Origin of the sequence: Lactiplantibacillus argentoratensis (assembly GCF_037290055.1) — a bacterium.
Lineage (GTDB): Bacteria > Bacillota > Bacilli > Lactobacillales > Lactobacillaceae > Lactiplantibacillus > Lactiplantibacillus plantarum.
Genome location: NZ_CP147647.1, coordinates 225,885 through 252,404, shown reverse-complemented (window position 1 = coordinate 252,404; position 26,520 = coordinate 225,885). Strand labels below are relative to the sequence as shown.

25 protein-coding genes are annotated in these 26,520 nt (G+C 43.7%); 9 read left to right on the top strand and 16 right to left on the bottom strand.

All coding sequences use genetic code 11. The features are described from left to right. Nucleotides 1–39: 39 nt before the first annotated feature. From V7R88_RS01120 to tagD, 3 genes are read right to left on the bottom strand one after another with little or no spacing between them, the layout of a single operon-like run. Entirely contained in the window at nucleotides 40–2,859 is a 2,820-nt protein-coding gene (locus tag V7R88_RS01120) for a glycosyltransferase (RefSeq protein ID WP_027821538.1), read from the bottom strand. Between the two features lie 52 nt (nucleotides 2,860–2,911). Then, nucleotides 2,912–4,120: a CDP-glycerol glycerophosphotransferase family protein gene (locus tag V7R88_RS01115; protein ID WP_045351458.1), complete on the bottom strand. Its 1,209-nt coding sequence runs from the start codon at nucleotides 4,118–4,120 to the stop codon at nucleotides 2,912–2,914. 24 nt (nucleotides 4,121–4,144) lie between these two features. Further along, nucleotides 4,145–4,549, bottom strand: coding sequence for a glycerol-3-phosphate cytidylyltransferase (tagD, locus tag V7R88_RS01110; RefSeq protein WP_003646390.1), 405 nt, complete (start codon nucleotides 4,547–4,549; stop codon nucleotides 4,145–4,147). Nucleotides 4,550–4,920: 371 nt separating this feature from the next. Between tagD and V7R88_RS01105 the strand changes: the two genes are divergently transcribed. Then, nucleotides 4,921–5,703 carry a hypothetical protein gene (locus V7R88_RS01105; RefSeq protein ID WP_003641846.1) on the top strand — a complete coding sequence of 261 codons (783 nt, stop codon included), beginning with the start codon at nucleotides 4,921–4,923 and terminating at the stop codon, nucleotides 5,701–5,703. Between the two features lie 41 nt (nucleotides 5,704–5,744). Here V7R88_RS01105 and V7R88_RS01100 read toward each other — a convergent pair whose 3' ends face one another. From V7R88_RS01100 to pnuC, 7 genes are all read right to left on the bottom strand, one after another. Continuing rightward, nucleotides 5,745–7,715, bottom strand: coding sequence for a glucose PTS transporter subunit IIA (locus V7R88_RS01100; RefSeq protein ID WP_214334733.1), 1,971 nt, complete (start codon nucleotides 7,713–7,715; stop codon nucleotides 5,745–5,747). 218 nt (nucleotides 7,716–7,933) lie between these two features. Continuing rightward, a complete protein-coding gene (locus V7R88_RS01095) occupies nucleotides 7,934–9,931 on the bottom strand; it encodes a glucose PTS transporter subunit IIA (protein ID WP_214334735.1) in 1,998 nt (665 codons plus the stop codon). A gap of 16 nt (nucleotides 9,932–9,947) precedes the next feature. Continuing rightward, the gene (treC, locus tag V7R88_RS01090; RefSeq protein WP_114648364.1) at nucleotides 9,948–11,591 is read right to left on the bottom strand and encodes an alpha,alpha-phosphotrehalase; all 1,644 of its coding nucleotides are present in this window, start codon (nucleotides 11,589–11,591) and stop codon (nucleotides 9,948–9,950) included. 24 nt (nucleotides 11,592–11,615) lie between these two features. Further along, on the bottom strand, nucleotides 11,616–12,335 hold the full coding sequence (treR, locus tag V7R88_RS01085; RefSeq protein ID WP_210696800.1) for a trehalose operon repressor: 720 nt from the start codon (nucleotides 12,333–12,335) through the stop codon (nucleotides 11,616–11,618). Between the two features lie 315 nt (nucleotides 12,336–12,650). Continuing rightward, entirely contained in the window at nucleotides 12,651–12,938 is a 288-nt protein-coding gene (locus V7R88_RS01080; protein ID WP_045351457.1) for a hypothetical protein, read from the bottom strand. Further along, entirely contained in the window at nucleotides 12,931–13,209 is a 279-nt protein-coding gene (locus V7R88_RS01075) for a DUF2089 family protein (protein WP_003641840.1), read from the bottom strand. Before V7R88_RS01075 ends, V7R88_RS01080 begins: the two co-directional genes overlap by 8 nt. 198 nt (nucleotides 13,210–13,407) lie before the next feature. Beyond that, nucleotides 13,408–14,196, bottom strand: coding sequence for a nicotinamide riboside transporter PnuC (gene pnuC, locus V7R88_RS01070; protein WP_214334737.1), 789 nt, complete (start codon nucleotides 14,194–14,196; stop codon nucleotides 13,408–13,410). A 361-nt stretch (nucleotides 14,197–14,557) separates the two neighbouring features. Here pnuC and map point away from each other — a divergent pair, with 361 nt between their 5' ends. The 4 genes from map to epsC all read left to right on the top strand — a co-directional run bounded on the left by map (nucleotide 14,558) and on the right by epsC (nucleotide 18,564). Then, nucleotides 14,558–15,349, top strand: a complete 792-nt coding sequence (gene map, locus V7R88_RS01065; protein WP_003641837.1) for a type I methionyl aminopeptidase — start codon at nucleotides 14,558–14,560, stop codon at nucleotides 15,347–15,349. A gap of 599 nt (nucleotides 15,350–15,948) precedes the next feature. Next, the gene (locus tag V7R88_RS01060; RefSeq protein WP_338816305.1) at nucleotides 15,949–16,860 is read left to right on the top strand and encodes a cysteine synthase family protein; all 912 of its coding nucleotides are present in this window, start codon (nucleotides 15,949–15,951) and stop codon (nucleotides 16,858–16,860) included. Between the two features lie 11 nt (nucleotides 16,861–16,871). Beyond that, nucleotides 16,872–18,017 carry a trans-sulfuration enzyme family protein gene (locus V7R88_RS01055; RefSeq protein ID WP_114648294.1) on the top strand — a complete coding sequence of 382 codons (1,146 nt, stop codon included), beginning with the start codon at nucleotides 16,872–16,874 and terminating at the stop codon, nucleotides 18,015–18,017. Between the two features lie 4 nt (nucleotides 18,018–18,021). Further along, nucleotides 18,022–18,564, top strand: coding sequence for a serine O-acetyltransferase EpsC (gene epsC / locus V7R88_RS01050; protein ID WP_054397237.1), 543 nt, complete (start codon nucleotides 18,022–18,024; stop codon nucleotides 18,562–18,564). A 139-nt stretch (nucleotides 18,565–18,703) separates the two neighbouring features. Here epsC and V7R88_RS01045 read toward each other — a convergent pair whose 3' ends face one another. Further along, on the bottom strand, nucleotides 18,704–19,252 hold the full coding sequence (locus V7R88_RS01045) for an NADPH-dependent FMN reductase (RefSeq protein WP_003643701.1): 549 nt from the start codon (nucleotides 19,250–19,252) through the stop codon (nucleotides 18,704–18,706). Nucleotides 19,253–19,551: 299 nt separating this feature from the next. Then, nucleotides 19,552–20,898 carry a DUF2252 domain-containing protein gene (locus V7R88_RS01040; RefSeq protein WP_003641832.1) on the bottom strand — a complete coding sequence of 449 codons (1,347 nt, stop codon included), beginning with the start codon at nucleotides 20,896–20,898 and terminating at the stop codon, nucleotides 19,552–19,554. 234 nt (nucleotides 20,899–21,132) lie between these two features. Here V7R88_RS01040 and ndk point away from each other — a divergent pair, with 234 nt between their 5' ends. Beyond that, complete coding sequence (gene ndk, locus V7R88_RS01035; protein ID WP_046037976.1) at nucleotides 21,133–21,597, top strand: nucleoside-diphosphate kinase; 465 nt, start codon at nucleotides 21,133–21,135, stop codon at nucleotides 21,595–21,597. Between the two features lie 241 nt (nucleotides 21,598–21,838). Next, entirely contained in the window at nucleotides 21,839–22,240 is a 402-nt protein-coding gene (locus V7R88_RS01030; protein WP_114648293.1) for a hypothetical protein, read from the top strand. Between the two features lie 64 nt (nucleotides 22,241–22,304). Here V7R88_RS01030 and V7R88_RS01025 read toward each other — a convergent pair whose 3' ends face one another. Further along, complete coding sequence (locus V7R88_RS01025; protein WP_047672544.1) at nucleotides 22,305–22,859, bottom strand: hypothetical protein; 555 nt, start codon at nucleotides 22,857–22,859, stop codon at nucleotides 22,305–22,307. 290 nt (nucleotides 22,860–23,149) lie between these two features. On the opposite strand from V7R88_RS01025, the gene V7R88_RS01020 reads away from it, so the two are divergent. After that, nucleotides 23,150–23,476, top strand: a complete 327-nt coding sequence (locus V7R88_RS01020) for a hypothetical protein (protein WP_114648292.1) — start codon at nucleotides 23,150–23,152, stop codon at nucleotides 23,474–23,476. A 95-nt stretch (nucleotides 23,477–23,571) separates the two neighbouring features. Here the strand turns inward: V7R88_RS01020 and trxA are convergent, their stop codons facing one another. After that, nucleotides 23,572–23,904, bottom strand: a complete 333-nt coding sequence (gene trxA / locus V7R88_RS01015) for a thioredoxin (protein ID WP_054397228.1) — start codon at nucleotides 23,902–23,904, stop codon at nucleotides 23,572–23,574. Between the two features lie 180 nt (nucleotides 23,905–24,084). Between trxA and V7R88_RS01010 the strand changes: the two genes are divergently transcribed. Then, nucleotides 24,085–24,636, top strand: a complete 552-nt coding sequence (locus V7R88_RS01010; protein ID WP_076657738.1) for a MerR family transcriptional regulator — start codon at nucleotides 24,085–24,087, stop codon at nucleotides 24,634–24,636. Between the two features lie 262 nt (nucleotides 24,637–24,898). Here the strand turns inward: V7R88_RS01010 and V7R88_RS01005 are convergent, their stop codons facing one another. Further along, on the bottom strand, nucleotides 24,899–26,056 hold the full coding sequence (locus V7R88_RS01005; protein ID WP_338816302.1) for a mannitol-1-phosphate 5-dehydrogenase: 1,158 nt from the start codon (nucleotides 26,054–26,056) through the stop codon (nucleotides 24,899–24,901). Nucleotide 26,057: 1 nt separating this feature from the next. Next, nucleotides 26,058–26,507: a PTS sugar transporter subunit IIA gene (locus V7R88_RS01000; protein ID WP_003641824.1), complete on the bottom strand. Its 450-nt coding sequence runs from the start codon at nucleotides 26,505–26,507 to the stop codon at nucleotides 26,058–26,060. Nucleotides 26,508–26,520: the final 13 nt, after the last annotated feature.

Genomic DNA, 26,520 nt, shown 5'->3' with positions numbered 1-26,520 from the left:
CGTAAATCACACTCATAAAATTAATAAACAAGTAGAATCTCAAAGAATTGCCCTAGTTTCAAATTCATTTAAAGCATTACGGTTATAATCACGCCAATCAAAGCGTTCAAAACAAACCTGTTGTTCCATATCTAGCACAACCATTATTGCTACATCACTTTGTACATCATAATGAGCAAGTTGACTGTTCTGAGCGGCACGCTTTCCATCAATAAACACCGCGTAATTCGGATAGCTTTCAACGTGTTTAATTTCAACGAATGCACGCCCATTGTTATCATTTCCTAAAATAATATCTGGATTTTTCCAGTCATCTGAGCTAGTAATCCATTGACCGTCAACTTGAGTTTCAGCATGAAAGATTTTCAATGGTTCTTTTACAGTTTTTACATACTTGATACTGTCCTTGGTCTCAATTGAGAGAGCTAAAGTATTCGCCAAACTATTTGGATTTGCTACGGCATTTTTACCGCTCAGCAAGCCAAAACGTCCACCCTTGATTACATCTTGAATACCAGCAACATCTGTTCCAACAACCGGCTTGTGTGCAAGCAAAGCTTCAATAATAGCAAGCCCTTGCCCCTCTGTAACTGATGGCAGTACAACATAATCAGTAAATGACACAAATTTCATTGGATTCTGCAAAAATCCCATCATGAACACTGATTCATCTAATCCTAAACCGGAAATAAGTTGCTCTACTTCCAGTCGTATTGGACCATCCCCGACAATATATAATCGCGTCTTCGGATAATTATCATGTACTAACTTAAATGCTTGGATTAATCCTAAATGATTCTTTTCAGGAGACAGTCTTGCCACCGTCACAAAATTAAAATAATTCTGATCTACAGGATGGAATAATTGAGTTGTAATAATTCCGCTTGGTGTCTCTGTTTTAGTAAGCTCTATCAGTGAATCACCATTATCCACTTGTTGCTTTACCTCAGATAATTCTTTTTCAATTTCGGCGCCATTAACTAGATTCTCAACCCATGTAAACTTAGCAGAATCAGCATACTGACTCAGATCTTCTCGATTTTGTTTATCAGCTGATTGGGAAACTGAAATGATTTTGTCAAAATATTGATAATAAGTAAACGTAACACGCAGATTCTTACGATGCTTGTATCGCCCATTAACAATTTTATTATATTCATCCCACATAGTATTGTGTAGAAAGACAACCTTCTTTGGAACTGGTGATAAAGCAAATAATCCAGTAATAGCTTTGTTGTAGCCACCAAAGTCAATAGCTTCGTATGGCATAAAATTACCAAAGATACGCCTAAAATTCAGCTGATACGTTGCCTTCATCTTATTTTGGTTAACTAACTTTGAATTAAATCCGAAGTGGTAGCTAGTGTTCTGATTATAAGTATCAAAGAATGTTCTAGTTGCCCATGAAAAACTAAAAATAAAGTGTACGCTGCCGGGTAAACGACTCATATTATATTCTTTTTCAGGGCGCATCCGCGGATAATCAACAAACACTAATTCATATTTATTAGTGTCAAAATTTCTAGACAAATTAATAATAGAATTTGTAATCCCGTTATTATAGAAACCTCCGGCATAAATCAATAACTTCTTTTTATTATTGTTGAAATTAAGTTGCTCAACCGATGACGACTCTTCAAACAATACTTGCACTGCACGTTCAGTCGCTTGTCCGTCATCATAACTCAAGAATTCGGTTTGATAATCATTGTACTGTTGTTCGTAAGTCTTGGCCCACGAATCAAAGTATTTTTGATTACAGTCATTAAGCAATTGATCAAACTTATCCGTGACCAGTCCCGGAAGTGTATCAAGCGGCTTGTAAAAGCCTCGGTTCTGTGCGTAGCTGTCCTTATCAGGAACATAAAACATAACGGGCCGTTTAATCGGCAAAAAGTCGAAAAAGATACTGGAATAATCCGTAATCAATACATCCACACCACGTAACAATGTGTTGGTATCAATGGCATTTGAAATCAATTGATCACCATATCCCATTTTAACTAATTTATCATAAATAAAATAATGTACTTTTAAAAATACTTTGTAGCCAGATGGAACACGTTCCTGCAATCGTTGGACTTCATTTAACAACTGTAAAATATCAGCTTCAGTAGTATATTCCACATCTTTTTTCCAAGTTGGCGCATACAAGATTATCTTTTCAGCTGGAAGCCCCAAGCGCTCTTTCAACGCTTGCGTATCCTCTGAAACTAGTGTCCCTAGTAAGTTATCAACTCGTGGATTACCAGTAATATAGACTTCATTTGGAAAAATACCGTTTAAATCATGGCTCGTAATTAAATGCTCAGCCGTAAACTTGTTAGGCATAGCTAAGACATCAGCCGCCAATAAATTACGCTGAATATTCTTATGGTCTGCCCTACCTGAACCTTTAATATCTAATCCCAGTGTTTTTAAAGGTGTCCCGTGCCAAGTATTCAGATACCGTTGCCCATCCCTTTTAATAAAATAGGGCATGAAGGAAGTATCGTTAATTAAATACTTTGAGGTAGCTAAGGCTTTCATATACTGACGTGATTCGTACTTAACTAAATATACCCGATGTCTCTTGGTATCCGCCATAATATCCGCAGGAATTGTATCTTTGTCTTTGTATGCCCAATAGTACGTATAATCCGGATATTCTTGTACCATCTTTTGATACATCGCATACACATTTCCAGTCAAATTGACAGCATGATACGATTCCAAGAAAACAGCCTTTTCTTGAACTTTGCTATGTTTCACATAGTATAAATAAACATTAATTTGACGAATTGCCGGCTTAGTTACAAACTCCCGAATTGGCCGTGCAACAAACTTACACGCGAGTTTGATGGTATTCATCTTTCCCATAATATATATCATTACTCCTTGTACTTGACTACAGTACTCTAGCCCTAATGGATTAGCCTGTATAATTATTTGCGTTCTGATCTATGCTAGTAATCAACTTCACAACTCGTTGACTAGCCGTTCCTTGCTCCCATTCCGTGAACTGTGTCCGAAATGCCATCATCTTGGCTTTTTCGTTTGGATAACCATCATTAATCAAGAACTGATCTAACTTGGCCAGAAAATCCTGCTCATTGGTGACAATTGGACCAGGAACCTTGTTGTAATCAAAGTAGAATCCGCGAACATCACCCTGATAATGCGCTAAGTCATAAGGATAAAATAGCATAGGTCGATTCAAGATAGCGTAATCAAACATGACCGAAGAATAATCCGTAATCAATAAATCACTAATTAAGTACAAATCATTAATATCTTCATCCACACATAATTTAACATTGTCCTCAAAGCCTTGGATATTGATCGACTCAGCTACTAGGTAATGTGGCCGAATAATAAGCACATCTTCCTTATTAAGCCTTTTAACAATAGCGGCCAAACTAAAAGGCAAGTTCATTTTATACATACCTTTGCGGATAAAAAAGTCATCTCGCCAAGTCGGCGCATATAAAATTACTTTGCCCATTTTATTGCCAACAATTCTTTTTTTAATCGCTGCAATCGCATCATAATCCTGGCGCTGATGCACTAACCGATCGTTGCGGGGATACCCATAATCCAAGAACTGGTTGTTAAAATCAAACGCTCGTCGAAAAACGTCTTTTGAAAACTGATTGGGTGCAATTAAATAATCCCACCGTTTACTCTCCGTCGTGAAATTCTGACGATACTGACTTGTATCGGTACCAGGCATTGAAACTTTTGGAATATCAATCCCCAGACGTTTGAGCGGCGTACCATGCCAAGTCTGAATATAGGTCGTTTTCGCATTCTTCTTCAACCAATACGGCATCCGCGCGTTCAGGACCCAGAATTCTGCAACCGGTGCCACTAATAACCATTTGGCTGAAAAGCGTGGAATAATATTCAACTTAGGATACTTTTCCTGGGCTTCCGCAACCAACTGACGCTTAACACCCCAGACTAGTTTCCAATCTGGATGCGCGGTCTGAAGTGCTTCGTAAACGTATAACGGATTATCCATTGGAACTTTACCATTAAACGCCTCAAACAAAACAACGTGTTTTCTCACTGGGCACACAGTCGCAATTACATTGAACAGTCGGCGATAAACCTGACTGATAATATCTTTTAATGCCATTTTATTGAATTCCCCGTCACACGTTTATTTTTGATTGAAATTCAAGTCTTGCTTAATCTTAGTCGTTGAGATTTCAGGAGTCCGTGGTAAATAGATGACTTCAGCGTCAGTTTGTTCACCCACAAAATCAAATTTACCAGTCCAGTCATCACCCATTACAAAGCGATCAATTTGGTATAATTTCACGTCACTCACTTTTTGATCCCACGACTTTTCAGGAATCACTAAGTCAACATAGCGAATTGCTTCTAGTAATGCCTTGCGCTTTTCGTATGAGAAATAGGCCTTTTTTTGCTTGCTGTCCCAGTTGAACTCATCGGTTGATAGGGCCACAATTAGGTAATCCCCTAGTGATTTGGCACGCTTGAGTAACTCAATATGCCCATAATGTAATAAATCAAAAGTTCCGTACGTAATAACTCGCTTCATAGTAAAACTCCTCCTAAAATTCCTTCGTTAATTTTTTTAAATTAATGTACACACCCTGAATGTAAACAAGGCTATTATATCATGAAAAGATTGACTACACCCATCATTATACAATTCTTAATGAGACGCACTTTATATATTTTATATTTTAAAACAAGTGAAATACATATATCACGCAATAACTTGCCCAGATTGCGGTAATTGTCATTGCAATTTGTTATCTATCCACCCGTGCCCTTTACGTCGCAATCCGTATAAATCATCGAGAAACTAATCCACAATGATTTCTCGCTAAAACCAAACATTCAGTGCGCCACACCACGCTTTTTGGCCTATAATTAAGGTAGTGTATTAATGAGGGAGGGATGTCTATGGCAAAACGACGAATCACACACGACCCACACCAGTTTGTTAATACTGCTACTGACCGGCGACGCTTACAATTGGCTGTCCAATTGGCCTTGCCAACCTGTGCGCACGTCTTAGCACGCAATTTTGCGCGTTCTAGTGCCAGCTCTTACTGGCTACTAATGCTAAAGACGCCGGGGACGGCTGCCCCGCGCTTCTTGACCTTGCGGATTGCGGATCATTTGCTATGGCTGACGAACCATGATCAATTAACCATTAGTTGGGAGGCTGGTAATTTTGACGCCGTTCAACGGACCTTGCGTCAAGAATTAACACCAGCCACTCTGCAACAATACAGTTATCAACTCACGACAACTGATATTATGACACTGCGCTTGATTCTGCATTTGGAACAACATCAGCTCATTTGGTTGGTCCAATTAGCACCTGAAATCGCTAAGGCTTACAAGAATCAGCATTTTGACCTTCGTGACGACTTTGGTCAGGCCAAATTGTTACTAGGCAACATGAATAACAGTAGTCTCCAACTGGTGCCAGTTAAGCAACCAGCTTTCCAAAATCATCTTGGACAATACTTCGGCCGCAATCTCTTATTCTCACAGTTCACCAGCCACCATCTATTGCGACTATTGCCCACCAATCAATGGATTCGACCCTTGCTAAAGGTGTTGCCACCCACACCAAATCTGGAACAGCAACTAGCAGTCCTGTATGGCACCGACTTTGTCCGCATTTATGTTGAAGCGATTCGACAACAAGCACGCTTGCAAGCGATTAGTTCATAAAAATAAGACCCCCGCTACGTTCAGCAGGAGCCTTATTTTAGTTACTGATTATTAGTCACTTTTAAGTTTTCCTTAGGACCTAACAACTTATCCGAAAAACCAAATACATAAACTAACATCGTTGCAATCACTAGTGTCCCGTAATGGGAGATTAAATAACCATAAAAGTTTGACCCAATGCCGACACCCGGGGTGATAAACGCGGGGAAACCGATCAACGACCCTGACAAAGCATAGTTATTAACGCGTAACAGGCCGGTCAGTAAGCCACCTATACCACTCGCAATGCTAGCAACGACAAAGACCCGTTTGTATTTCAAATTGACCCCGTATAGCGCCGGCTCGGTAACACCACAAAAGGCTGAAATTGCAGCTGCCAGTGAAATCTCCTTTAGGTGCTTATCCTTAGACTTTAAGAAGACGGCCAACACCGCACCACCCTGAGCGACCATGGTAATCGAGAGGATTGCATTCAAATAACTGTGCCCATTCGTCGCAATATCATTGATCACAATGGGAATAATGCCCCAGTGGAGCCCGAAAATGACCATCGTCTGGTATAAACCGCCAATAACCAATCCTGATAAGGCCGGGCTAAAATTATAGACGGCGACCAAACCGTTGGCCAAGCCCTTACTAATAATCGTAATTAAGGGACCGACCACCACTAATACCACTACCGCCAAAATCAGGGCTTCGATAATCGGAATAAAGACGCTCCGTAAATACAGCGGAACAATTCGTTTTAACCCCCGCTCAACGTACACGCCTAGCCATGCAGCCACAATCATCGGGAACACGGATGCCGAATACGACATTAAATGCGTCGGAACACCTAAGAACGTGATTTGGGCCGTGGCTCCCTTACTAGCTGCCGTTATCAGACTTGGATAGATAAGAACAGCACCGACAATCGCCAGCACGATTGGATCTGAACCTAACTTTTTGGCAGCAGTAAAGCCCAGGATAACTGGTAAAAAGTAAAACGTTGCATCAGCTACCGCGTTCAGTACCATGTACGTCCCACTCGTGACTGCCAAGACTTTGAAGCCCGTTAACGCGGCCAAGATTCCTTTTAAAATCCCTGAACCTGCTAAAATACCGATCACTGGAATCATTGCCGCGGTCATAACACCAATGACACCACTAATGCCATTACGCACGTGGCTGAGCCAATTAACGTCACTTGATGCCTCCTGAACCGGTGGTACTGGCACGCCGTCCGCAAATTCAGGCCCTAGTTGCGCGATCACTGCATCAAAAACATCGTTGACTGCCGGACCAATCACAACTTGATACTGACCACCGGCCTTTGCAACATCAATGACGCCGTCCAAGTTCGCAATAACCGCATCGTGCGCTAGTGCTTCATCCTTCAAATAAAATCGTAGCCGTGTTATACAATGAATCACGCTATTAATATTTTGTTGCCCGCCCACATTGGACACAATTGCCGTGGCTAATGCCGAGTAACGCGTCGTTGACTGCGGCGCCGACGACACTACCGGTGCCGCGGTTGTTGGCGCTGTTATCAAGTGAGCCGTTGCGACGACTGCACCGGCCGCGACAGCTTGTGACAGTGGGGCTAGCGTCAAGTCAGTGAGTACCTGCTGAGCGTTCGTCACGACAACGATCACCGTAATTGGTTTGTGAGCCTGCTCGATAGTAGCTAAATCCATGTCGACTAGTAATGTACCAGCCGTCACCTCATCACCGACCTTTACGTGAACTTCAAACGGTGCCCCATTGAGTACCACCGTATCGACACCCAGATGTATCAACACTTCGAGGCCAGTCGTAGTCACCATGCCAATTGCATGTTTGGTTGTTGCGACGACCGTGACTCGGCCACTAACTGGTGCCAAGATTTGACCAGCTGTCGGTTGAATACCAAATCCCGGTCCCACCTTTCCCGCCGCAAAAACAGGATCTGGAACCGTTGCCAATGACAATACTTGACCAGTAACTGGTGCTAAAATGGCTACTTCATCGATTTTCCCCATAATCGTCATCCCCCATGTAAAACTTTGACCTAACCCTCAAAAATCCTTAAGACGATCGTTTCACGTCCAATCATGATCCACTAAAATTCTATCATCACAATGAGACCAATCTCCATCGCTTATCATCGCTTCGTTAGGGCGACTAAATATCAAAAACAAGCATTTTTCCGAATCGGAAAAATACTTGTTTATCCTAACGTTGATTAATTATTTGACGCCGCCATTAACTAGGCAGTTGCACCTAAGTGCCGTTTTTTAGGCGCTACTTTAACGGCATTGACATCTTCATCCTTAAAACCAAACATCCAAGTTAAGGCGAAGGACACGACAATCGTGGCTGCAGATGCAATCACGAAACCATAAAAACTAAAGTCCAAGCCCTTCGGATTAACGAAGGACGTGAAGCCAATCAGTGAACCCGTAAAGCCCCACATATTGACATTCATCAAGCCGGTCAAGAAGCCACCAACTGCCGCCCCAATGCTGGCAGTCACAAAGGCCCGACCATACTTCAAGTTGATCCCGTACATGGCTGGTTCGGTAACACCACAGAAGGCTGAGATCGTTGCTGGCCAAGCAAGTTCTTGAATGTTAGCCAGCTTTGACTTTAAGGCGATTGCGAATACTGCGCCCCCCTGGGCAACCATCGTCGCTGAAACAATCGCGTTCAAGTAACTGTGACCCGTCGTTGCAATATCGTTGGCCACAATCGGAATAACCGCCCAGTGCAACCCGAAGATCACCAATACTTGATAGAAGCCACCAATGATTAAGCCAGAAATCGCAGGGCTCAAATTGTAGACCCACACAATAATATTTGCCAATCCAGTTGAAAGCACGGTAATAATTGGACCAAGGAATAATAGAATCGCACCGGAAACAATCACAACTTCAAATAATGGCACAAAAATCATTCGTAATACCGTTGGAATCACCCGTTTTAACCATGGTTCCAACTTACTTGCTAACCAGGCCCCCGCAATCATCGGGAAAATTGAATACGTATACGAGGCAACGTGTACCGGCAAGCCAAAGAAGTTCGCGTTGATACCCATTCCTAAAAGCGTACCCGTCGCTTTACCACTCGCCATCGTTACAATAGCTGGATAAGTCAGCACCCCACCGATAATTCCCATGATTACCGGATCTGCCCCTAACTTTTTACCAGCCGTGAAACCGACGAAGATTGGCAGGAAGTAAAATACCGAGTCGCCCATCGCATTAATAATCACGTACGTTGGTGCGGTCGGGCTAACTATATTAAACGTGGTAAGTAACGCAAGAATTCCTTTTAAAATACCAGAGGCTGCTAATAATCCAATGACGGGAATCATTGAACCCGTGATAACACCAATTAAATTACTGATACCCCATTTAACTTTGCCCCACGGCGTCGTTGGCCGCTGAGCTGCTGCGGCAGTCTCAGCAACAGCTTTAGCCGTCTCCGAATCGTTTGAAAATTCTGGCCCGATTTGTTTGATAACTGCATCATAGACATCCGTGACAGCAGGACCAATCACGACCTGATATTGGCCGCCCGCTTTTGCTACGTCGATGACTCCTTTTAAGTCCCGCACGACGTCATCATTGGCTTTACTTTCATCTTTCAAATAAAAACGTAAGCGGGTAATGCAGTGAATCAAACTACTAATATTCCCGGCACCACCAACATTAGCCACGATGTCCGCGGCTAACTGATCATATTTGCCCGCTTTTGGTAATCGATTCTGCCGCTTAGCATTATATGTGTTGGCGTTCAGACGGCCCGTAGCTGTCACGTCACCGGCAGCTTTTGCCCCCGTAACGACGTCCAACGATTCTAATTTATCACTAGTGTTAGTCACTGCTAAAATCACTGTGGTCTGACGATTAGCGGCTTGAATAGCAGCTAAATCCATGGTGGCAATCACGTCACCCGCCTGAACATCATCGCCCGCGGCCACTTTGACCGTGAACGGGGCACCCTTTAAGTCGACCGTGTCGATTCCGAGATGCACTAATACTTCCAAATGATCATCAGGCGTTGTGAACCCAATCGCGTGTTTCGTCTCAGCCACCATCGTGACCTGACCACTGACTGGGGCAACAACTTCCCCACTTGAAGGTTGAACGCCAAAGCCCAGTCCCATCATACCGGCTGAAAAGACCGGGTCTTTAACCTTATTTAACGCAATAACGTCCCCATTGACCGGCGACAAAATTGTTACTGTTTGTGCCTTTGCCATACCCATTCCTCCATTCTTAACCTAACAACAGTGCAACCGCTTGATAGGGTTGCATCGTCAATTGTGCTGTGACATTAACATCTTGATAATTGGAAAGTAACACCTGTGCACCGACCATTTCTTCCGGAAGTGTCACCGTTGTTGACTGACCATAAAAATTATTAAGCACTAATAACTTTTGTTGGTGATATGTTCGCCAATAGCCGAAGACTTGCGGATCATCTAAGCGCCACGATTGATAACCACCATCCGCGACGATCGGCATCGTTTTTCTTAGCTTAATGAGCCGTTGATAATAGTCAAAAATCTCGCCACTAGCCAATTCATGGGCCACGTTAATCGTCGCCTGATTAGTCGGTGTCAACCACGGTTTACCAGTAGTGAAACCAGCCTTGGCACTATCATCCCATTGCATCGGCGTCCGCGAGTTATCGCGCGCCTTGGTCTTAACGATTGTAAACGCATCGTGATGACTGTACCCACTACGAATTAAAGCCCGATAAGCATTTAATGCCTCAATGTCCACGTAATCAGCCATATTGTCATAGTCCGGATCAGTCATGCCGAGTTCCTCACCCATATAGATAAACGGGGTCCCACGCAAGAGGTGAATGACCGTCGCCAGCATTTCAGCGGACTTGACACGATAACGACCGGCGTCACCAAAGCGATTCAGCGCTCGTGGCTGATCATGATTATTCCAAAACAACGCCTGCCAGCCACCACCAGCTGCCATTCCACTGGCCCAACTATCTAATAATTGCTTCAATCGTGGGAAGTCGAAGGCCATTCGGGACCACTTCCGTCCATCAACATAATCCGTCTTCAAATGATGGAAATTAAAGACCATTGAGAGTTCGTGATTAGCCGGATTAGTATAACCAACACTGTTCGCAACGGTTGTTGAAGACATCTCTCCCACTGTGACGCTATCTACATTCTGGCCGAAACTTGCCGCGTTCAATTCCTTTAAATAATCATGAACAACGGGGGTGTCAGTATACAACGTCTTGCTAGGGACTCCCTTAGGTGCGTCCACCAACTTCTCAGCCTTACCGGTAACATTGATGACATCGAAACGAAAGCCCTGCACGCCCTTTTGCCGCCAGAAGTTGACAACGGCGGCACACGCTTGTCGTACGGCCGGATTATGCCAATCCAAATCGGCCTGCGTCGGATCATATAAATGTAAATAGTACAAACCAGTATCACCAAACGGCGCCCAGGCCGGACCACCAAATTTAGATTCCCAATTGGTCGGTAGACTACCATCAGCCTTGGGAGGACGGAGATAGTAAAACTTCTGATACTTCTCATCACCCGCCAAAGCCTTTTGAAACCATTCGTGTTCAGTTGAAGTATGATTAAGAACCATATCCAACATGACCCCGATACCATTTGCCTTCAGCTTTGCAACGAGTTCTTCAAAATCAGCCATCGTGCCAAACATGGGGTCAATATGGTAGTAATCTGCAATATCGTAACCGTTATCATTTTGTGGTGAGACAAAAAACGGGTTAAACCAAATCATGTCAATATTCAACTTTTTGAGGTAGTCGATCTTTTCAATAACACCCCGTAAATCACCGACGCCATCGCCATTGCTGTCGTAAAACGACTTCGGATAAATCTGATAAATCACTTGTTCTGATAATTTCATGCGCTATCCCTCTCATGCCACATCTTATTTCTTAGTTCGCCGAGCAAAATCGCGGAAACTAAAGCGGTCCGCCCGGTGTCGTGATTCCGTATACTGGAACGCTCGCGCATCCGTGAGGCTCGTCACGCTTCGAACAACTGCCACATAGGCGCCCTTACTAATAGCGAGGTGTTCGCGATCCTCATCAGTTGCCGGCGCCATCGTAATTTCCTTCGTCGCGTAACCGATCGTCAACCCAAGCTGATTTTCAAAATACGCGTACAGTGAGTCTTCCGCCGCTTGCTTGGGAACTTTCGGAACGACCGATTTCAAAATATAATCCTTATCAATAATAGCTGGTTCGCCATCGATCACTCGGACTCGTTTGATGGCCGTCACTGGCGCTTCCGTCAATTCGGTACCAAGTGACGTAAAGTCAGCAACCGGTAACGTTGCATCCGGTTGATAGTCATAAACAATATTTTGCGTCTTAATGTGTAATTTTTCGGCTAACTCTTTATAACTCACAATGCCAGAAACTGGAAATTCATACTGTCGATGCTCAATCACAATGGACCCTTTACCACGAATTTTTTGAATATAGCCATCCTCAGCCAATGTCGCTAATGCTTTGCGCCCAGTCTCACGTGAAATCCCATATAGCTCACAAAGTTGATGTTCACTCGGCAAATAACTCCCGATCGGGTAAACCTCCGCATCAATTTTCTGGAGCAAATCTTGATAAACTAAGGCCGCTTTATTCACGGCAACCACCCCTTTGTTATCGTTTTCATTTATGAATATAGACTTGTTTAGACAAGTTGTCAATATTTAAGTAATAACCCAATTAAATTTGTAGATTATACCAGCCAGATCAAGTCTAGACATGTCTAGAGTTTACAAAATTCGAGCTTATATTTCAGTATTCAATAACTACTTCATAATAAGTGCCAGCATCTATACAGTATTGGTTTAACTAGCAGGATAGTCCGCACCATAATAAAAAATCGACATTCGCAGAGCGCTAACAGCAATCTCCAACCAATGTCGATTCTATATCTGATGATTTCATTAATATTACTATTTTCGCAATAAATCTTTCGCTTTCATTGTTGCTACTTCTTTTTTCATTTTTCTCCTTCGGTTCACGAGTGCATCTATCCAGATACCATTCAGCACGGCTTCGCCAACTAACAATACGGTTACTATTGATAATAAAGAGACCTCTTTTGTAAAAACAATGTAAATAATAAAGCCTAAAAAGCCAGCTCCCGGAATTGCCCCAAACCACCTTGGTAAGTATCGATCTAACATATAGAGCACTGCAACGACCAACATACCAAGCAGAATTCCTTTAAAATCACTCATGTTGTTCCTCCCTAAAGTCAGTAATAATCTGTTTTGCTACCTCTAACGATAATTTCTCATCGATTACCAATTTCATAACCTTCGTTTCAAACGTATTTGCACCGTTGTCCTCAATAAAGTTAATTTTTTGAATAATCGTGTTTAACCGCATTCGCACGGTTGGATAACTCACTTGATAAATCTTAGCGAGTTGTTTTAGAGAACCTGAGGCAATAACCAATTGTTTAACAAATTCCTGATCCTCACGTTCTAAATTCACAAACCAGTCCATAGCATCCCTCTTTTTTAATATTGTTTATTAAACTTTAACATTATTTATTATAATGTCAATAAAAAAGCTTATATTTGATAACTGATACAATCCGGAGCTATTCAAATAAAGACGAGTACTCTAATCCAAAAGAATTACAGTACTCGCCTTATTTAGAATATTAACGCTACTAGTCTCAGTAAATTTATTAGCTGACCTTTAGTGATTCAATCCAAATGCCTGATTATCACTAGCATCCGCGCTAGCTGCGTCACTGGCTGCTTGTTCTTCAGCCATCAACCGAGCGCGTTCATGTTTGTTATACCAAGGTGAAACAGTGAAAGCCAAGACATCATTCATCAGATAAACGGAACTATTGATGAACATCGCTAGCGTCGCCGAACCTTGACGGAATGAGATAAACCAGAGTACCATTTGTGCTAAACCAGAGGCAATCCACCAGAAATACTGGTTGTTGTAACGGAGGAAGCAAATCACGCCGGCCGTTAAACAAATTGCAAAACTAATGGCATCGATCCATGGCCGGGGATCATCAGTTAAGGCACCGATAAGATAGCCGGAGATGGCATAAACAACTAAAGTTGCGACAATTGCGACGACCCACGTCTTACCCGTAAACTTCCGAATCTTCGAAACCATGTTGACGTTCCAATTTGCACTTAATAGTACTGGAATATCAAGCGTTACGACGTAGGCTAATTGTTCCCCAATGCTTAAATAGTTCTTAGCTGAAAAACCAACGACGATGAAGCAAGCGGCGGAGATGACGCCTAATAAGCCATTGACCGACTTAGCCGCATTAATAGCTAACACACAAAGAACACCCAAAGTGGTCCCAATAAATGTTAAAATAGACAATGCTGTAATTGACGCACTTACTAACGTCATTACTTGACATCCTAGGCTAAAATAGAATAGATAGTAGTTTTGTTGTGGCCAACCTTTTAGTTGGTGTGATAAGAATTTAAAATAATTACTCAAAATCATGCTCCTCTTTCCGTTTTCATATGCGGTTGTAGGTGTCTAGTTGGCCAACCAGTCACGTCACACCACTACATGTAGTGTTTTCTTTTGAAACAACACAATATATTGTATCATTATCTTGGCCGATGAAAAGGGTAAAATTCCAAGTTTATATTGAATTGTTTACAATTAATCCAACTGCGCCCCGGCAATTTGGTATTTTTGGCGTGCTGATTTTTTTATATTTTTTTGGCTTCGGCCTACTGATAGCGTTGTCAATATCAGGTCAAAACAATGCGTTTTGTCGCAATACAATGCTTGCAGTATACTGGAGAGGAACAAACTTTTAGCATCACAATATAATTAATTTTTTTGGAGGAAACTCATGATTACGCTTAAATCAGATCGCGAAATCAAAGGGATGCAAGCTGCCGGTGACATAATGGTTGGCCTGTTTCACGCCCTTGAAGATTACATCAAGCCCGGAATTACGACTTGGGATGTTGACCACTTCGCCTACGAATACATCGTTGCACACGACGCTACCCCTGGCGAACTCAACTTTGAAGGTTATAAGTACTCAACTTGTGTCAGCGTCAATGACATGATTTGTCACGGCTGTCCTAGTAAAGATATCTTGGTCAAAGATGGAGACTTATTAAAAGTTGATACCGTTATTAACTACCATGGCTACCTTAGTGACTCTTGTCACGCCTTTGTTGCTGGTACACCATCACCCGAAGTTAAAAAACTCATGGAAGTGACCCATAAAGCACTATACCTCGGTATTGACCAAGCCGTTGTCGGCAACCGAATTGGTGATATCGGCTGGGCTATTCAGAATTACGCTGAAAACGAAATGGGTTACGGCGTTGTACGCGAATACATTGGTCATGGTATTGGACCGACGATGCACGAAAAGCCTGACGTTCCACATTATGGCGAGGCTGGTCACGGCACCCGTCTAAAAGCTGGTATGACCATTACCATCGAACCAATGGTCAACATTGGCGACTGGCGTTCTGGCGAAACTGCCGATGACGGTTGGACTGTTCGCACTTTAGATGGCAGTCTTAGCTGCCAATACGAGCACACCCTTGTCGTTACCGATGACGGTCCTAAGATTTTATCATCATTCGATAATGATTTTGATGCTAAATACTTATGGAATAAGTAATATCATTTAAATTATAATCACGAACAATCCCACCCTAGTTTAGTCACTTGCTAATCAGGGTGGGATTGTTTTAGTTATTATTAACAGCACGTTCACTGATATTGCCAGAATAAAACTAGTTATATGCGTCTTGATTCTAATACATGAAAAACTGATATTGGATAAATTTTAACACCTTTATCCTCGGTCACAATCAACTAATTCAACCACCTAATATATTTATTTTAATGACAACCGTTTGGCAAAACTAACGCTGATTCAATAACGTTCTCAGCCAATCTTCATCTTTTACCGCTTATTGCAAATCGTCATTCACCACTTGACGCGCTCAAAATCATCTTGTATAGTTAGTCCCAATTAATCCAGAGGAGGATCAGATATGACTCAATTAACAAGTAGTGCTTTGAATAACTGTTGTTGCCGAACTGCGCGCTTATCGCGATGTTCGGCCTGTTAAGCATTGACTTTTTGAGGAGTGTCATCCTAAAAATCAATGTCCAGCATGGCTGGATATTGTACTGGGCGCGAGGAATTCATTCGAATTCTCGCGCCTTTTTTGTCGCTTTTGGCACCCCACCGCAGCGATTGGAGGAATTTATATGCTCATTCAGCACGTTCAAGAACTTATCGGCCACACCCCCCTGATGGCGTTACCCATCGAGGTTCCAAATCACAGTCACATCTATGCCAAGCTTGAAATGTTCAACCCCGGCGGCAGTATTAAGGACCAGCTGGGAGCCTATCTGATTGAAGACGGCTTGCAACGGGGCCGGGTTAACGCCAAGACAACGATTATTGAACCAACTGCTGGTAACACCGGAATTGGTTTAGCCTTAGCAACTCAAGCGCACCACCTACGTACCATCTTAGTCGTCCTAGAAAAGTTCAGTATGGAAAAACAAGTTTTAATGCAAGCATTGGGTGCTGAAATTGTTCATACACCTAGCGAGGAAGGAATCAAAGGTGCCATTCGCAAAGCTGAGGCACTAGCCGCAACGATTTCCAACAGTTACGTCCCCATGCAATTCAAGAATCCGGCTAATCCCGCGGCTTATTACCACACACTGGCACCAGAAATTCTGGCGGACATGCCTGCACCTATAACCGCCTTCGTCGCCGGAGCCGGTAGCGGCGGGACATTTGCTGGAGTAGCGGCTTATCTTCAAGCTCAAGATTCAGCAACCAAAGCCGTAGTCGTTGAGCCAGAAGGTTCCATTTTAAATGGTGGACCAGCTCACGCACATCGTACCGAGGGAATCGGCGTCGAATTCATCCCACCATTTTTCGATCAGGTTCGCATCGATCAGACACTGACCATCGCGGACAATGATGCCTTTGCCCAAGTTCGACACCTAGCCCGTGACCACGGTTTACTGATTGGCAGTTCTAGCGGCGCTGCGCTAGCCGCTAGTTTGCAACTCGCCACCAACCTGCCTGCCAATAGTCATATCGTGACCATCTTTCCAGACAGTAGTAAGCGTTATCTAAGTCAAAAAATCTATACAAAATGAGGACTTTAACAATGAAATTTGAAACCCAATTAATTCACGGTGGTATCAGTGAGGACGCCACTACCGGTGCGACTTCGGTACCCATCTACATGGCCTCGACCTTCCGCCAAACAAAAATCGGTCAAAATCAATACGAATATTCACGGACGGGAAATCCAACCCGGGCCGCCGTCGAAGCATTAATTGCCACCCTCGAACATGGCAGCGCTGGCTTCGCATTTGCTTCTGGCTCCGCTGCCATTAATACCGTCTTCTCACTATTCTCGGCTGGTGACCACATTATTGTGGGAAATGATGTCTATGGTGGCACCTTCCGCTTGATCGACGCCGTTTTAAAACACTTTGGCATGACTTTTACAGCCGTAGATACGCGTGACTTGGCCGCCGTTGAAGCCGCAATTACCCCCACAACTAAGGCGATTTATTTGGAAACACCGACGAACCCGTTATTACACATTACGGATATTGCTGCCATTGCGAAGCTCGCGCAAGCACACGATTTACTGAGTATCATCGACAACACCTTCGCCTCCCCATACGTCCAAAAGCCCCTGGATTTAGGCGTTGACATTGTTTTACACAGTGCTTCCAAGTATCTCGGTGGTCACAGTGATGTTATCGGTGGCTTGGTTGTCACCAAGACGCCCGCACTTGGCGAAAAAATCGGCTACTTGCAAAATGCCATCGGTAGTATTTTGGCTCCGCAAGAAAGCTGGCTATTACAACGTGGTATGAAGACTCTGGCATTGCGCATGCAAGCCCACCTGAACAATGCCGCTAAAATCTTTACGTATTTAAAGTCTCACCCAGCGGTTGCTAAGATTTACTATCCAGGCGATCCTGATAATCCCGACTTTTCGATTGCCAAGCAACAGATGAATGGCTTCGGCGCAATGATCTCGTTTGAATTACAACCAGGAATGAACCCCCAGACCTTCGTTGAACATTTACAAGTCATTACGCTCGCCGAAAGTCTCGGAGCATTGGAAAGTTTAATTGAAATTCCAGCCTTGATGACTCACGGTGCCATTCCACACACAATTCGGCTACAGAATGGTATCAAAGACGAACTGATTCGCTTATCGGTCGGCGTTGAGGACAGTGACGATTTGTTAGCAGACCTTGAGCGCGGGTTCGCTAGCATTCAGGCAGATTAAGCCAGTGTTTCAGACGGCTCGTGCCATTCTCAATCGTGACCCCGCCGCGATCAATTTGCGGACAGTTATGTTGACCTATCCTGGTATTCACGCGCTCGCCTGGTACCGGGTTGCCCATTATTTCGAAACACACCGTTTCCCCTTATTGGCCGCCTTGCTGAGCCAACATGCGGCTCGGCGTACCGGCATCCTGATTCACCCGGCCGCGCAAATCGGTCACCGGGTCTTCTTTGACCATGGTATTGGTACTGTCATTGGTGCAACGGCGGTCATTGAAGACGACGTTACAATTTTACACGGCGTCACTTTAGGCGCACGTAAAACCGAACAAGCCGGGCGCCGGCATCCCTTTGTTTGTCGCGGTGCTTTCATTGGTGCCAACGCCCAACTCTTGGGTCCTATTACGATTGGCGCCAACAGTAAAATTGGTGCTGGTGCGATTGTTTTAGACAGCGTTCCCGCCCACGTTACTGCGGTCGGTAACCCGGCCCATCTAGTTGCCACGCAATTACATGCTTATCATGAAGCAGCAAGCAATCAAGCTTGATTCTTATCAAAACTGCGGCTTAGAATAACCGTTCGCTCGTATCAGTTATTGTGTCGACAATAAAACGTACTTATAAAATCAAAATTGATTTTATAAGTACGTTTTTACGTTACTTTGAAAATTTATTTATTATCCACAATTATTTGACAAACTTCGCTGCAAATTCGCTGAATTGCTTACCAGCACCAGCTAAGAACGATTGGGTGCCTTCATTTGTGATATGACCATTTTCATCAGCCAACTTATCAGTATTACCGATGTACAATTCTGGTTGTTGCATCGTTGGCATGTCTAAGAAGACCAATGATTGTCGTAAAACATGGTGTGCTAAGACGCCAGAGATACCAGAGATCGATTGGGAAGCAACCAAAGCAGGCTTGCCGCCCCAAACACTTTGACCCCATGGACGTGAAGCAACGTCCAAAGCATTCTTCAAGGCTGCTGGGATACTACGGTTATGTTCAGGTGTGACAAAGATGAACGCATCTTGAGCCGCAACGGCCTGACGAAATTCTGTATATTCTACGGGTGAATCCGCATCGTAGTCTTGGTTATATAGTGGCAACTTAGCGATATTTAAGTACGTTACTTCAGCGTCGTCTGGTAACCCAGCAACGATGGCTTCAGCGACCCCTTTAGAATAAGAATTTTTACGAATAGAACCTACAATTACACCATATTTTGTCATATCAAACAATCCTTTCAAAACTAATTTCTTCATTTCACTTACTAATAGTAAGTATATCAAGTTGTTGAAAAAGTGCAACCATTTTAGCCTATCAATTTTAAAAATCACTTGCTTGATTGCCACAAAACGTTGTCAAATCAATGATTATGTCCCAAGAAAATATTTTAGTCTATGTCTAATTACCGACAGAAAAGGTCATCGGAGTATCAATGACTCCGATGACCTTCCTTTATTTTCAATACACGTCTAATCGTCACGCGTTGCAGCGCGATATGTGATCAGCCCTTCGTTTAAAACCATCAAACATCTAAGAAATCTTGATAATCATTATCAACTTGTTCAACATACGCCGTGGCCCATTTAGCCATGGCTTCATCAAACTTTGCCGAATTACCAACGTATCCCCGAATCATGGCCGCCGTTGGACTTTGCGCGTGAGCCTTGGCCAAAATCATTGCGCACGTATTCGCATAGGCTTGGAATTGACCCCAGTCTAGGGTTGGAATATCGATAGATTCCTTCATATCCCGAAATTGACGGACATAAAAACTCTTATTTTCCATTTGGAAATAGCCTAGGAACGCATCCGAAGTCGCTTGTAAAATGCGTTGCGAACTGACGATCCGTTGTCCTTCCGTCAGTTCCATGGCGGCCGTTAACGCTGGCCGCGACTGGCTCCCGACTTTCCGCGTTGGTAAAGCTTCCTTGATTTGTAACACCATATGGCTACCATCCGTACTCGTCAGAAGAACCAAGTAACATAGTGACCCAAAACTCCCGACGCCCACACTATGCCGAATAATATCAGTAACTTCATATTGCGACAACAGCAAAGCGACATCGGTCCGGACGTTCAATAAATACTCGCTAATTCCGGCCTTTAGCCCTTGATAAGTTTGCCGATCAATATGGACAGAACGGGGCGCGTTCTCCTTAAATTGCCGTTCACCGCGACTATTAGTGACCGTAAACTTACGCACAACTTGTTCTGAATTACGTTTTTGAGCCTTTTTAACCAAGGATGCAATTAGATCGGCCGTATCTTCGGGAGCACCACCGAAGTTCAAGACAGCCTGAACTTCGTTATCGCGATAAAAACGGTCTAACGTCGTCTGATCAAACATCCGTTTGAGCGCTTCCCGATAACTCGCACTCGCCGCCTGTATCAATTTTTCGACCTTTTTGGGTTTAAAGTTAGAATCACGAGCAGCTAGCAACACACTCACTAATAACCGACGTAAATCCCATTCCCACGGATGGACGCCAGCTTCGTCAAAGTCATTTAAGTCAAAGACCAGTCGCCGTTCTGGTGACGCATAGAATCCAAAGTTACCAATATGGGCATCGCCACAAACTACGGCGGGGATTTCAGTGGACGACTGGTAATCCAAATCATAATCCATTAACTCCACTGAGCCCCGGAAGAATGCAAAAGCCGAAGCAGACATTCGTTCACGCCGCAATGGCAATAGTTCTGGTACCAGCATCTCCCGCACATGTTTCAGATAATCACTGGCGTTTCGTTTCACTGGTGTAAATGTCCCTAATTTTTCAAATGGGGTGACTTGGCGCCGCGCCTTTCCTAGCGCAATTAATTCAGCAACCGTATGATGTTGTCGAATATGAGTTAAATCAAGTGGTGGCATGAGTATCAAATCCTTTTATGATTTACTAATTTTATTATAGCGATATCTTCCGACGATAGAAAATAATTCAGCTAGTTGAACCCGCTTCTCGCGTCCCAATTATTGACCAGCTGACGCCAATTCACAAGCAATTTTCATGATAAAACGGCGATTCTAGTTGACGTACCCCTCAAAGTCACCTACAATTTAAGTTATAAATGATACCGCTTTCAAAAAGCGAGGAGGTCACGTATTATGGCAAATTCTGAAAAAACATTGGTCCTAGTTAAACCCGATGGTGTCAGTGAAGGACACATTGGTGAGGTTATCACCCGGTTAGAACGCAAGGGTTATCAAATTGCCGCCTTAAAGGTTATTAAAGCAACCGCGGAACAACTTCAACAACATTACAGTGAGAAGGTTGGCAAGCCTTACTTTAAGGAAATCGAGACCTACATGATGGAAGGTCCACTCGTCGCCATTATCGTAAGTGGTACTGGCGTCGTCAAAGCGGTGCATCGTTTAGCTGGTAGCACCCGGCCTGCCGAAGCACAACCTGGCACGATTCGGGGGGATTTCTCCCATGAATATCCAGACGGTATTTTACGAAACATTATCCATACCTCAGATAGCCGTGAAAATGCGCATCACGAAATTGCAATTTGGTTCCCCGAATTAGCCGTCAAAGCACGAAAAACAGACAGTAAAGTAAAAGCCTAGTTTCATTTTTAACATCACGATTACGCAATTCGCAATTACTGATCAATGGTTTGAACGCCATTGCGTCCAGTAATTGCGAATTTGTATACACTGGATGTTTGCCGCCACAACGTTAGTAAAGCTTCCAAAGCTAACCCGTAAACTGGCCCAACTAACTGCCAACCCGCGCCGAAATTTTCGCACTAATCGTTCGCACTAGTTATGATTAAACCAATCAACTAAATGGTTTGGGGGAATCATTATGAACATAGTCGTTGGACCATACGTACGGCGGCCACGGGCTATCAGATCGAACCCGCGCAACACCAGTAAATTTTCGATGTTTAATTCGCTACGACGGATTGACGAATGCCTAGTCTTGATCAAACGCACTGGCACACCAGGATTAATTGATTCAACTGCAACGTTAGGCTTGAACCTAACCCACTTAATGGGACTGAATGTCATCGTAACCAGTCGTGGGCGTTCCTTCACCATCATTGTTCAAGACCGGCAGCGGTCATTCACGCTGACTGGCTGTCTCATTGAAGACACACTCTACAACGCCATTCACCCAGCACAACCAGACTACCTGATTTCACTAAATCGCCAGCTCATTACCAATAGTGATGACTTAATTGAGCAACTCTATGACCACTATTAACTGGCCAGCATCACGCACCAAAGGCTAACCCACCGTGTGGGTTAGCCTTTTAAATTGAACCATATTAAATGATCAGTTGAACGACTTTAAGCAGTGTCGCGGATGGTTTAGCCGGAATCTTCATCTTTTGAGCGGCTGGCATTGCTGTGTGAACATTTTGGGCGACCGGACCCACTTGCGAGCGTTGCCCCGAACGACTATGCGCAACCAATACGGTATTATCCGCATTCCGCGCGTATATCACACTATTAGTAGCATCTTGTAAATCATCACTATAAATCTGGGTCATTTGGTGATGATAGACCGCGCTGTGCGGATCGTCTGGCTGAATTCGCTGTCCGGCCGCAATTTTGCGGATATGTAACGGGGTTGCCTCGTTGATGACCCGAGTCCCCTTCAGGTGTAGCCAAACTTGTGCGGCTTCCACCTTAGCTGCCGGAAAATCACTAAGTTGTGGCTGACGGATTGCCTTAAACGTTGCTGCGGTACTACGCTGCAGCCGACGTTGATGATAGGTCCGGCGCTGGCTTGTATGCCGTTCAAGCTGCACTTGTTCCCACACCAAACAAGCACCAAAGAGGACGATACCGACCCGTAATGCCCAAATCAATTTTTTCAATGATTAGCCCCCCACTTTACCATAATTACGCTACTTAATTTAACATGGTCTTAGCTAATTATATTGGCAAAGCCGGTAATAATTTAATTATTAATAGGGCAGTCGCACCAACTCGCCATTTCTAGTTGCGCTTCCCCTTAAACTATTAACGATTTCTAACTTGACAGCTAAACTGATTTATTGTCAAAATCACTATTTAAATATTTTATTTTATGATGGCAATACAAACATTTTGATTATCGCGATATACTTAGACGAGCATTAGCTTTTTCAATAAGGAGGCACTACTGATGAACTCATTCAAGAACCCACTTATGACAACACCCTATCTGCTAGCCATAATCGCCACACTGACGATGCTAGTTAGTCCACTGACAACGGTTGTTATATCAGTACTGATATGGTTGTCGGGAATTACGCTGGTGTGGTTACACCGCCAGCAACGATGGCTCCGCTTCTTCTACGCACCCGTGTTTTTGTACACTTTTTTACTAGAACAATGGTATTTCTCCCCATCAACCCAGCCACTGACAGAAACGATTCTCATTAACCTCGCAATTCTTGGCATTGCCATTTTCAGCACATGGGCAGCTTATCAATTACGTCATGACGCGTAAACTCTTCACCGAAAAAAATAAGTCACCCCAGAAGCGGTAACCGTTTCTGGGGTGACTTATGCATTGCTTCAATAGCTACCGTTAAATAACGCTCGTTAGGCAGGCTTCACTTCGGCTAATTTTTGATCCAGATATTTCTTCAACGCTGCTTGGGGATGAAAACCAACCACCTTTTCAGCGGGCTGGCCATTCTTGAATATCACTAACGCCGGAATACTCATAATCTCAAATTGTTGCGCAATTTCCTGATGTTGATCAACGTCGAGCGAAGCGAATTTCACTTGCCCATCGTACAGTTCATCTAACGCTTCAAGCACTGGTTCCTGCATCTTGCAAGGGCCACACCAATCCGCCCAAAAATCAACCACAGTTAACGCGGTATCATCAGCCACCGTCGCAAAAGTCGTCTTATCGACTGGTTCGATCATATCTAATCCTCATTTCCAATTGATTTCCGTTCTATCATAGCATGTTTTCCCACAAAATTATGACTTCCGGGTCTGAATCACGTACATAGGTCACAAAATCTTGGTATATCGGTGTTCTACCAATCAAAAATTCGATATAATAGCGTTATAGAAACGATATAACCTAAAGGAGGAATTTTTGTGTCCACACAAACAATCAGTCCCGAACAGGACTCTGAATTAGTCGCTTCCGTCGCCGCTGAACAACTCGGTATTAAAGCCGTGACGTTGCGCAAATATAGCACCATGGTTGAAAAACAACTTAACGATGAAAATCGCTTCCGCCCGGCCGATAACAGTCATCGCTTATATACAGCCGCTGATTTAAAAACTTTTCAGGCGGCCATCGAACTCGCCGAACAAGGCACAACGTTAGCCACTGCGCTGGGACGCGCGTTTGGTGCTAAGGTCCCGACACCCAAACAACCGGCGGCAACGACGACGCAATCTGAGAAACCAGCGCCTGCAACTACCACAAAGTCGCCCTTCACCACGACAACCACCGTCGATGCCAGCAAAATGGCACCAGCGGCCAAACCAGATGGCCCGACTAATGCTGAGCTCTATAAGCAGCAAGAAATGATCATCCGGCGTTTAGATTCACTCAGTGACCGCTTAAACCAAGTCCTTGACCAACTCGATCAACAAGCCAGTCAAGCGGCCAAACCTTGGTGGCATTTCTGGGAAAAGTAGCCGTATGCTGGTCAACATACTTGCTCATTAGACTTACTTCGGTAGGGCAACAGTTAGCATTACCTACCATCCAAATTAACGTGTGCTGCCAGTCTTAAAAATAAGCTACCTACACGTTCATCGTTCCAGTTAACTCGCCCAGCGATGGCTGCTATCAAGTGACTCTTTGTCAGGCAAGACGCAAAAGGCGCCCAGAATTAAATTTCTGGGCGCCTTTTGCAGCTAATTACCATGGCGGTTAGTAATTAGTTTTTTTATCGAACTACTTCGTTGCAGCTAAGTGCTTTTCGTAAGCAGCTTTGATTTCATTAACTAAATCTTCATCTTTCAAGTCAGTTGTTTCGCGAATGACTTGTTCGATTGGTTCATCCTTCAATAATTGTTGTAACTTAACACTTTCACTATCATTAGGATAGTTGAAGAAGAACATTTCACCAACTGTATCAACTAAGGCGCTGTAATCGCGACCACGTTCCTTCAATTCCCGAATTGGGCGAATGAAACGTTCGTTGAAACCTAATTTCCGAATTGGTGTCCGGCCGACCCGTTCAATATCATCAGAGATATATGGGTTTTCAAACCGACTCAAAATTTTCTTTTGATAAGCATGGTGCACTTCAGGATCAAAGCCCCACTTTTGAATCAACAAGTCGCCGGTTTCACCTAAAACGTGCTTAGCTTGGTCAACGACACTGTCATCCTTGACTGCTTCGCCAATCGTCTTGTAGCCCTTCATGTTACCAGTATAGGCTACGGTGGCATGACCAGTATTAACGGAGAAGAGTTTCCGTTCAATGTATGGTTCCAAGTCGTCAGCATAATCAACACCCTTTAATTGAATCTTAGGGTTCTTCATCTGAGACTTGTCGATAACCCATTCCTTGAATGGTTCAACTGAAACGAACAATGGATCATCATGCTTTTGAAGCGGTACGATCCGGTCAACAGCGGCATTGGGGAAGCCTGCATTCTGGTCAGCCCAAGCTTGTTCGTCTTCATTTAATGATTCATAAACGTATTTCTTTAATGACTGACTCCCGCCAATCATGTTTTCACAAGCAATGATATCAATTGGTGTCGTATTGTTGTTAGCTTGCCGTAACTTTAACCCGTCAGCAATTAATGGCGCGATGAACTTCAAGATCTTAGGCCCAATCGCAGTCGTAACCATATCGGCTTGGGCAATTTCTTCAGCAACCGCCTTAGGATCCTTACCGTTGTTAATACCTTTAACATCGTGAACTTCAATGTGTTTTTGACCTTCTGCAGCCAATTCAATGGTATACCCATTCCGTTTGTTTAATTCGTCAATCAAAGTATCGTTAACATCAACGAAAGTAATCTTAAACCCGTTGTCAGCCAAGGTTTCGCCAATGAAGCCCCGACCAATATTCCCTGCGCCAAAATGTACGTCTAACATGCTAATCAACTTCCTTTAATAGATTTATGATTTCATCTTCAGATTGAGCGTCCGCTAACTTGGCAACGTTGGCAACGTCGCTGCAGTATATGGCAATCTGAGACAAGAGGTTCAAGTGTTCACCGTTCAACCCAGCGATCCCGAAGATAACCGTTACAGTCTTATCATCATCGTTATCATCTGGATTACCCCAGCTCACACCCATTGGTACTTGGACCACGGAAATCCCGGTCTTTTTAATATACTTCATGCCATCTTCAGTACCATGGGGGATGGCAATGAAATTACCCATATATACGGAGACATCCTGATTACGAGCCTGCATTGCATCAATGTATTCTGGTTCGACACAACCGCCATCGACCAATAGTTGACCGGCTAAGCGGATGCCTTCTTCTTGCGTAGCCACTTGCTGGTTCAACGCAATCATTTTCTTATCTAAAGCTTCCATTGTTTTCACCTAC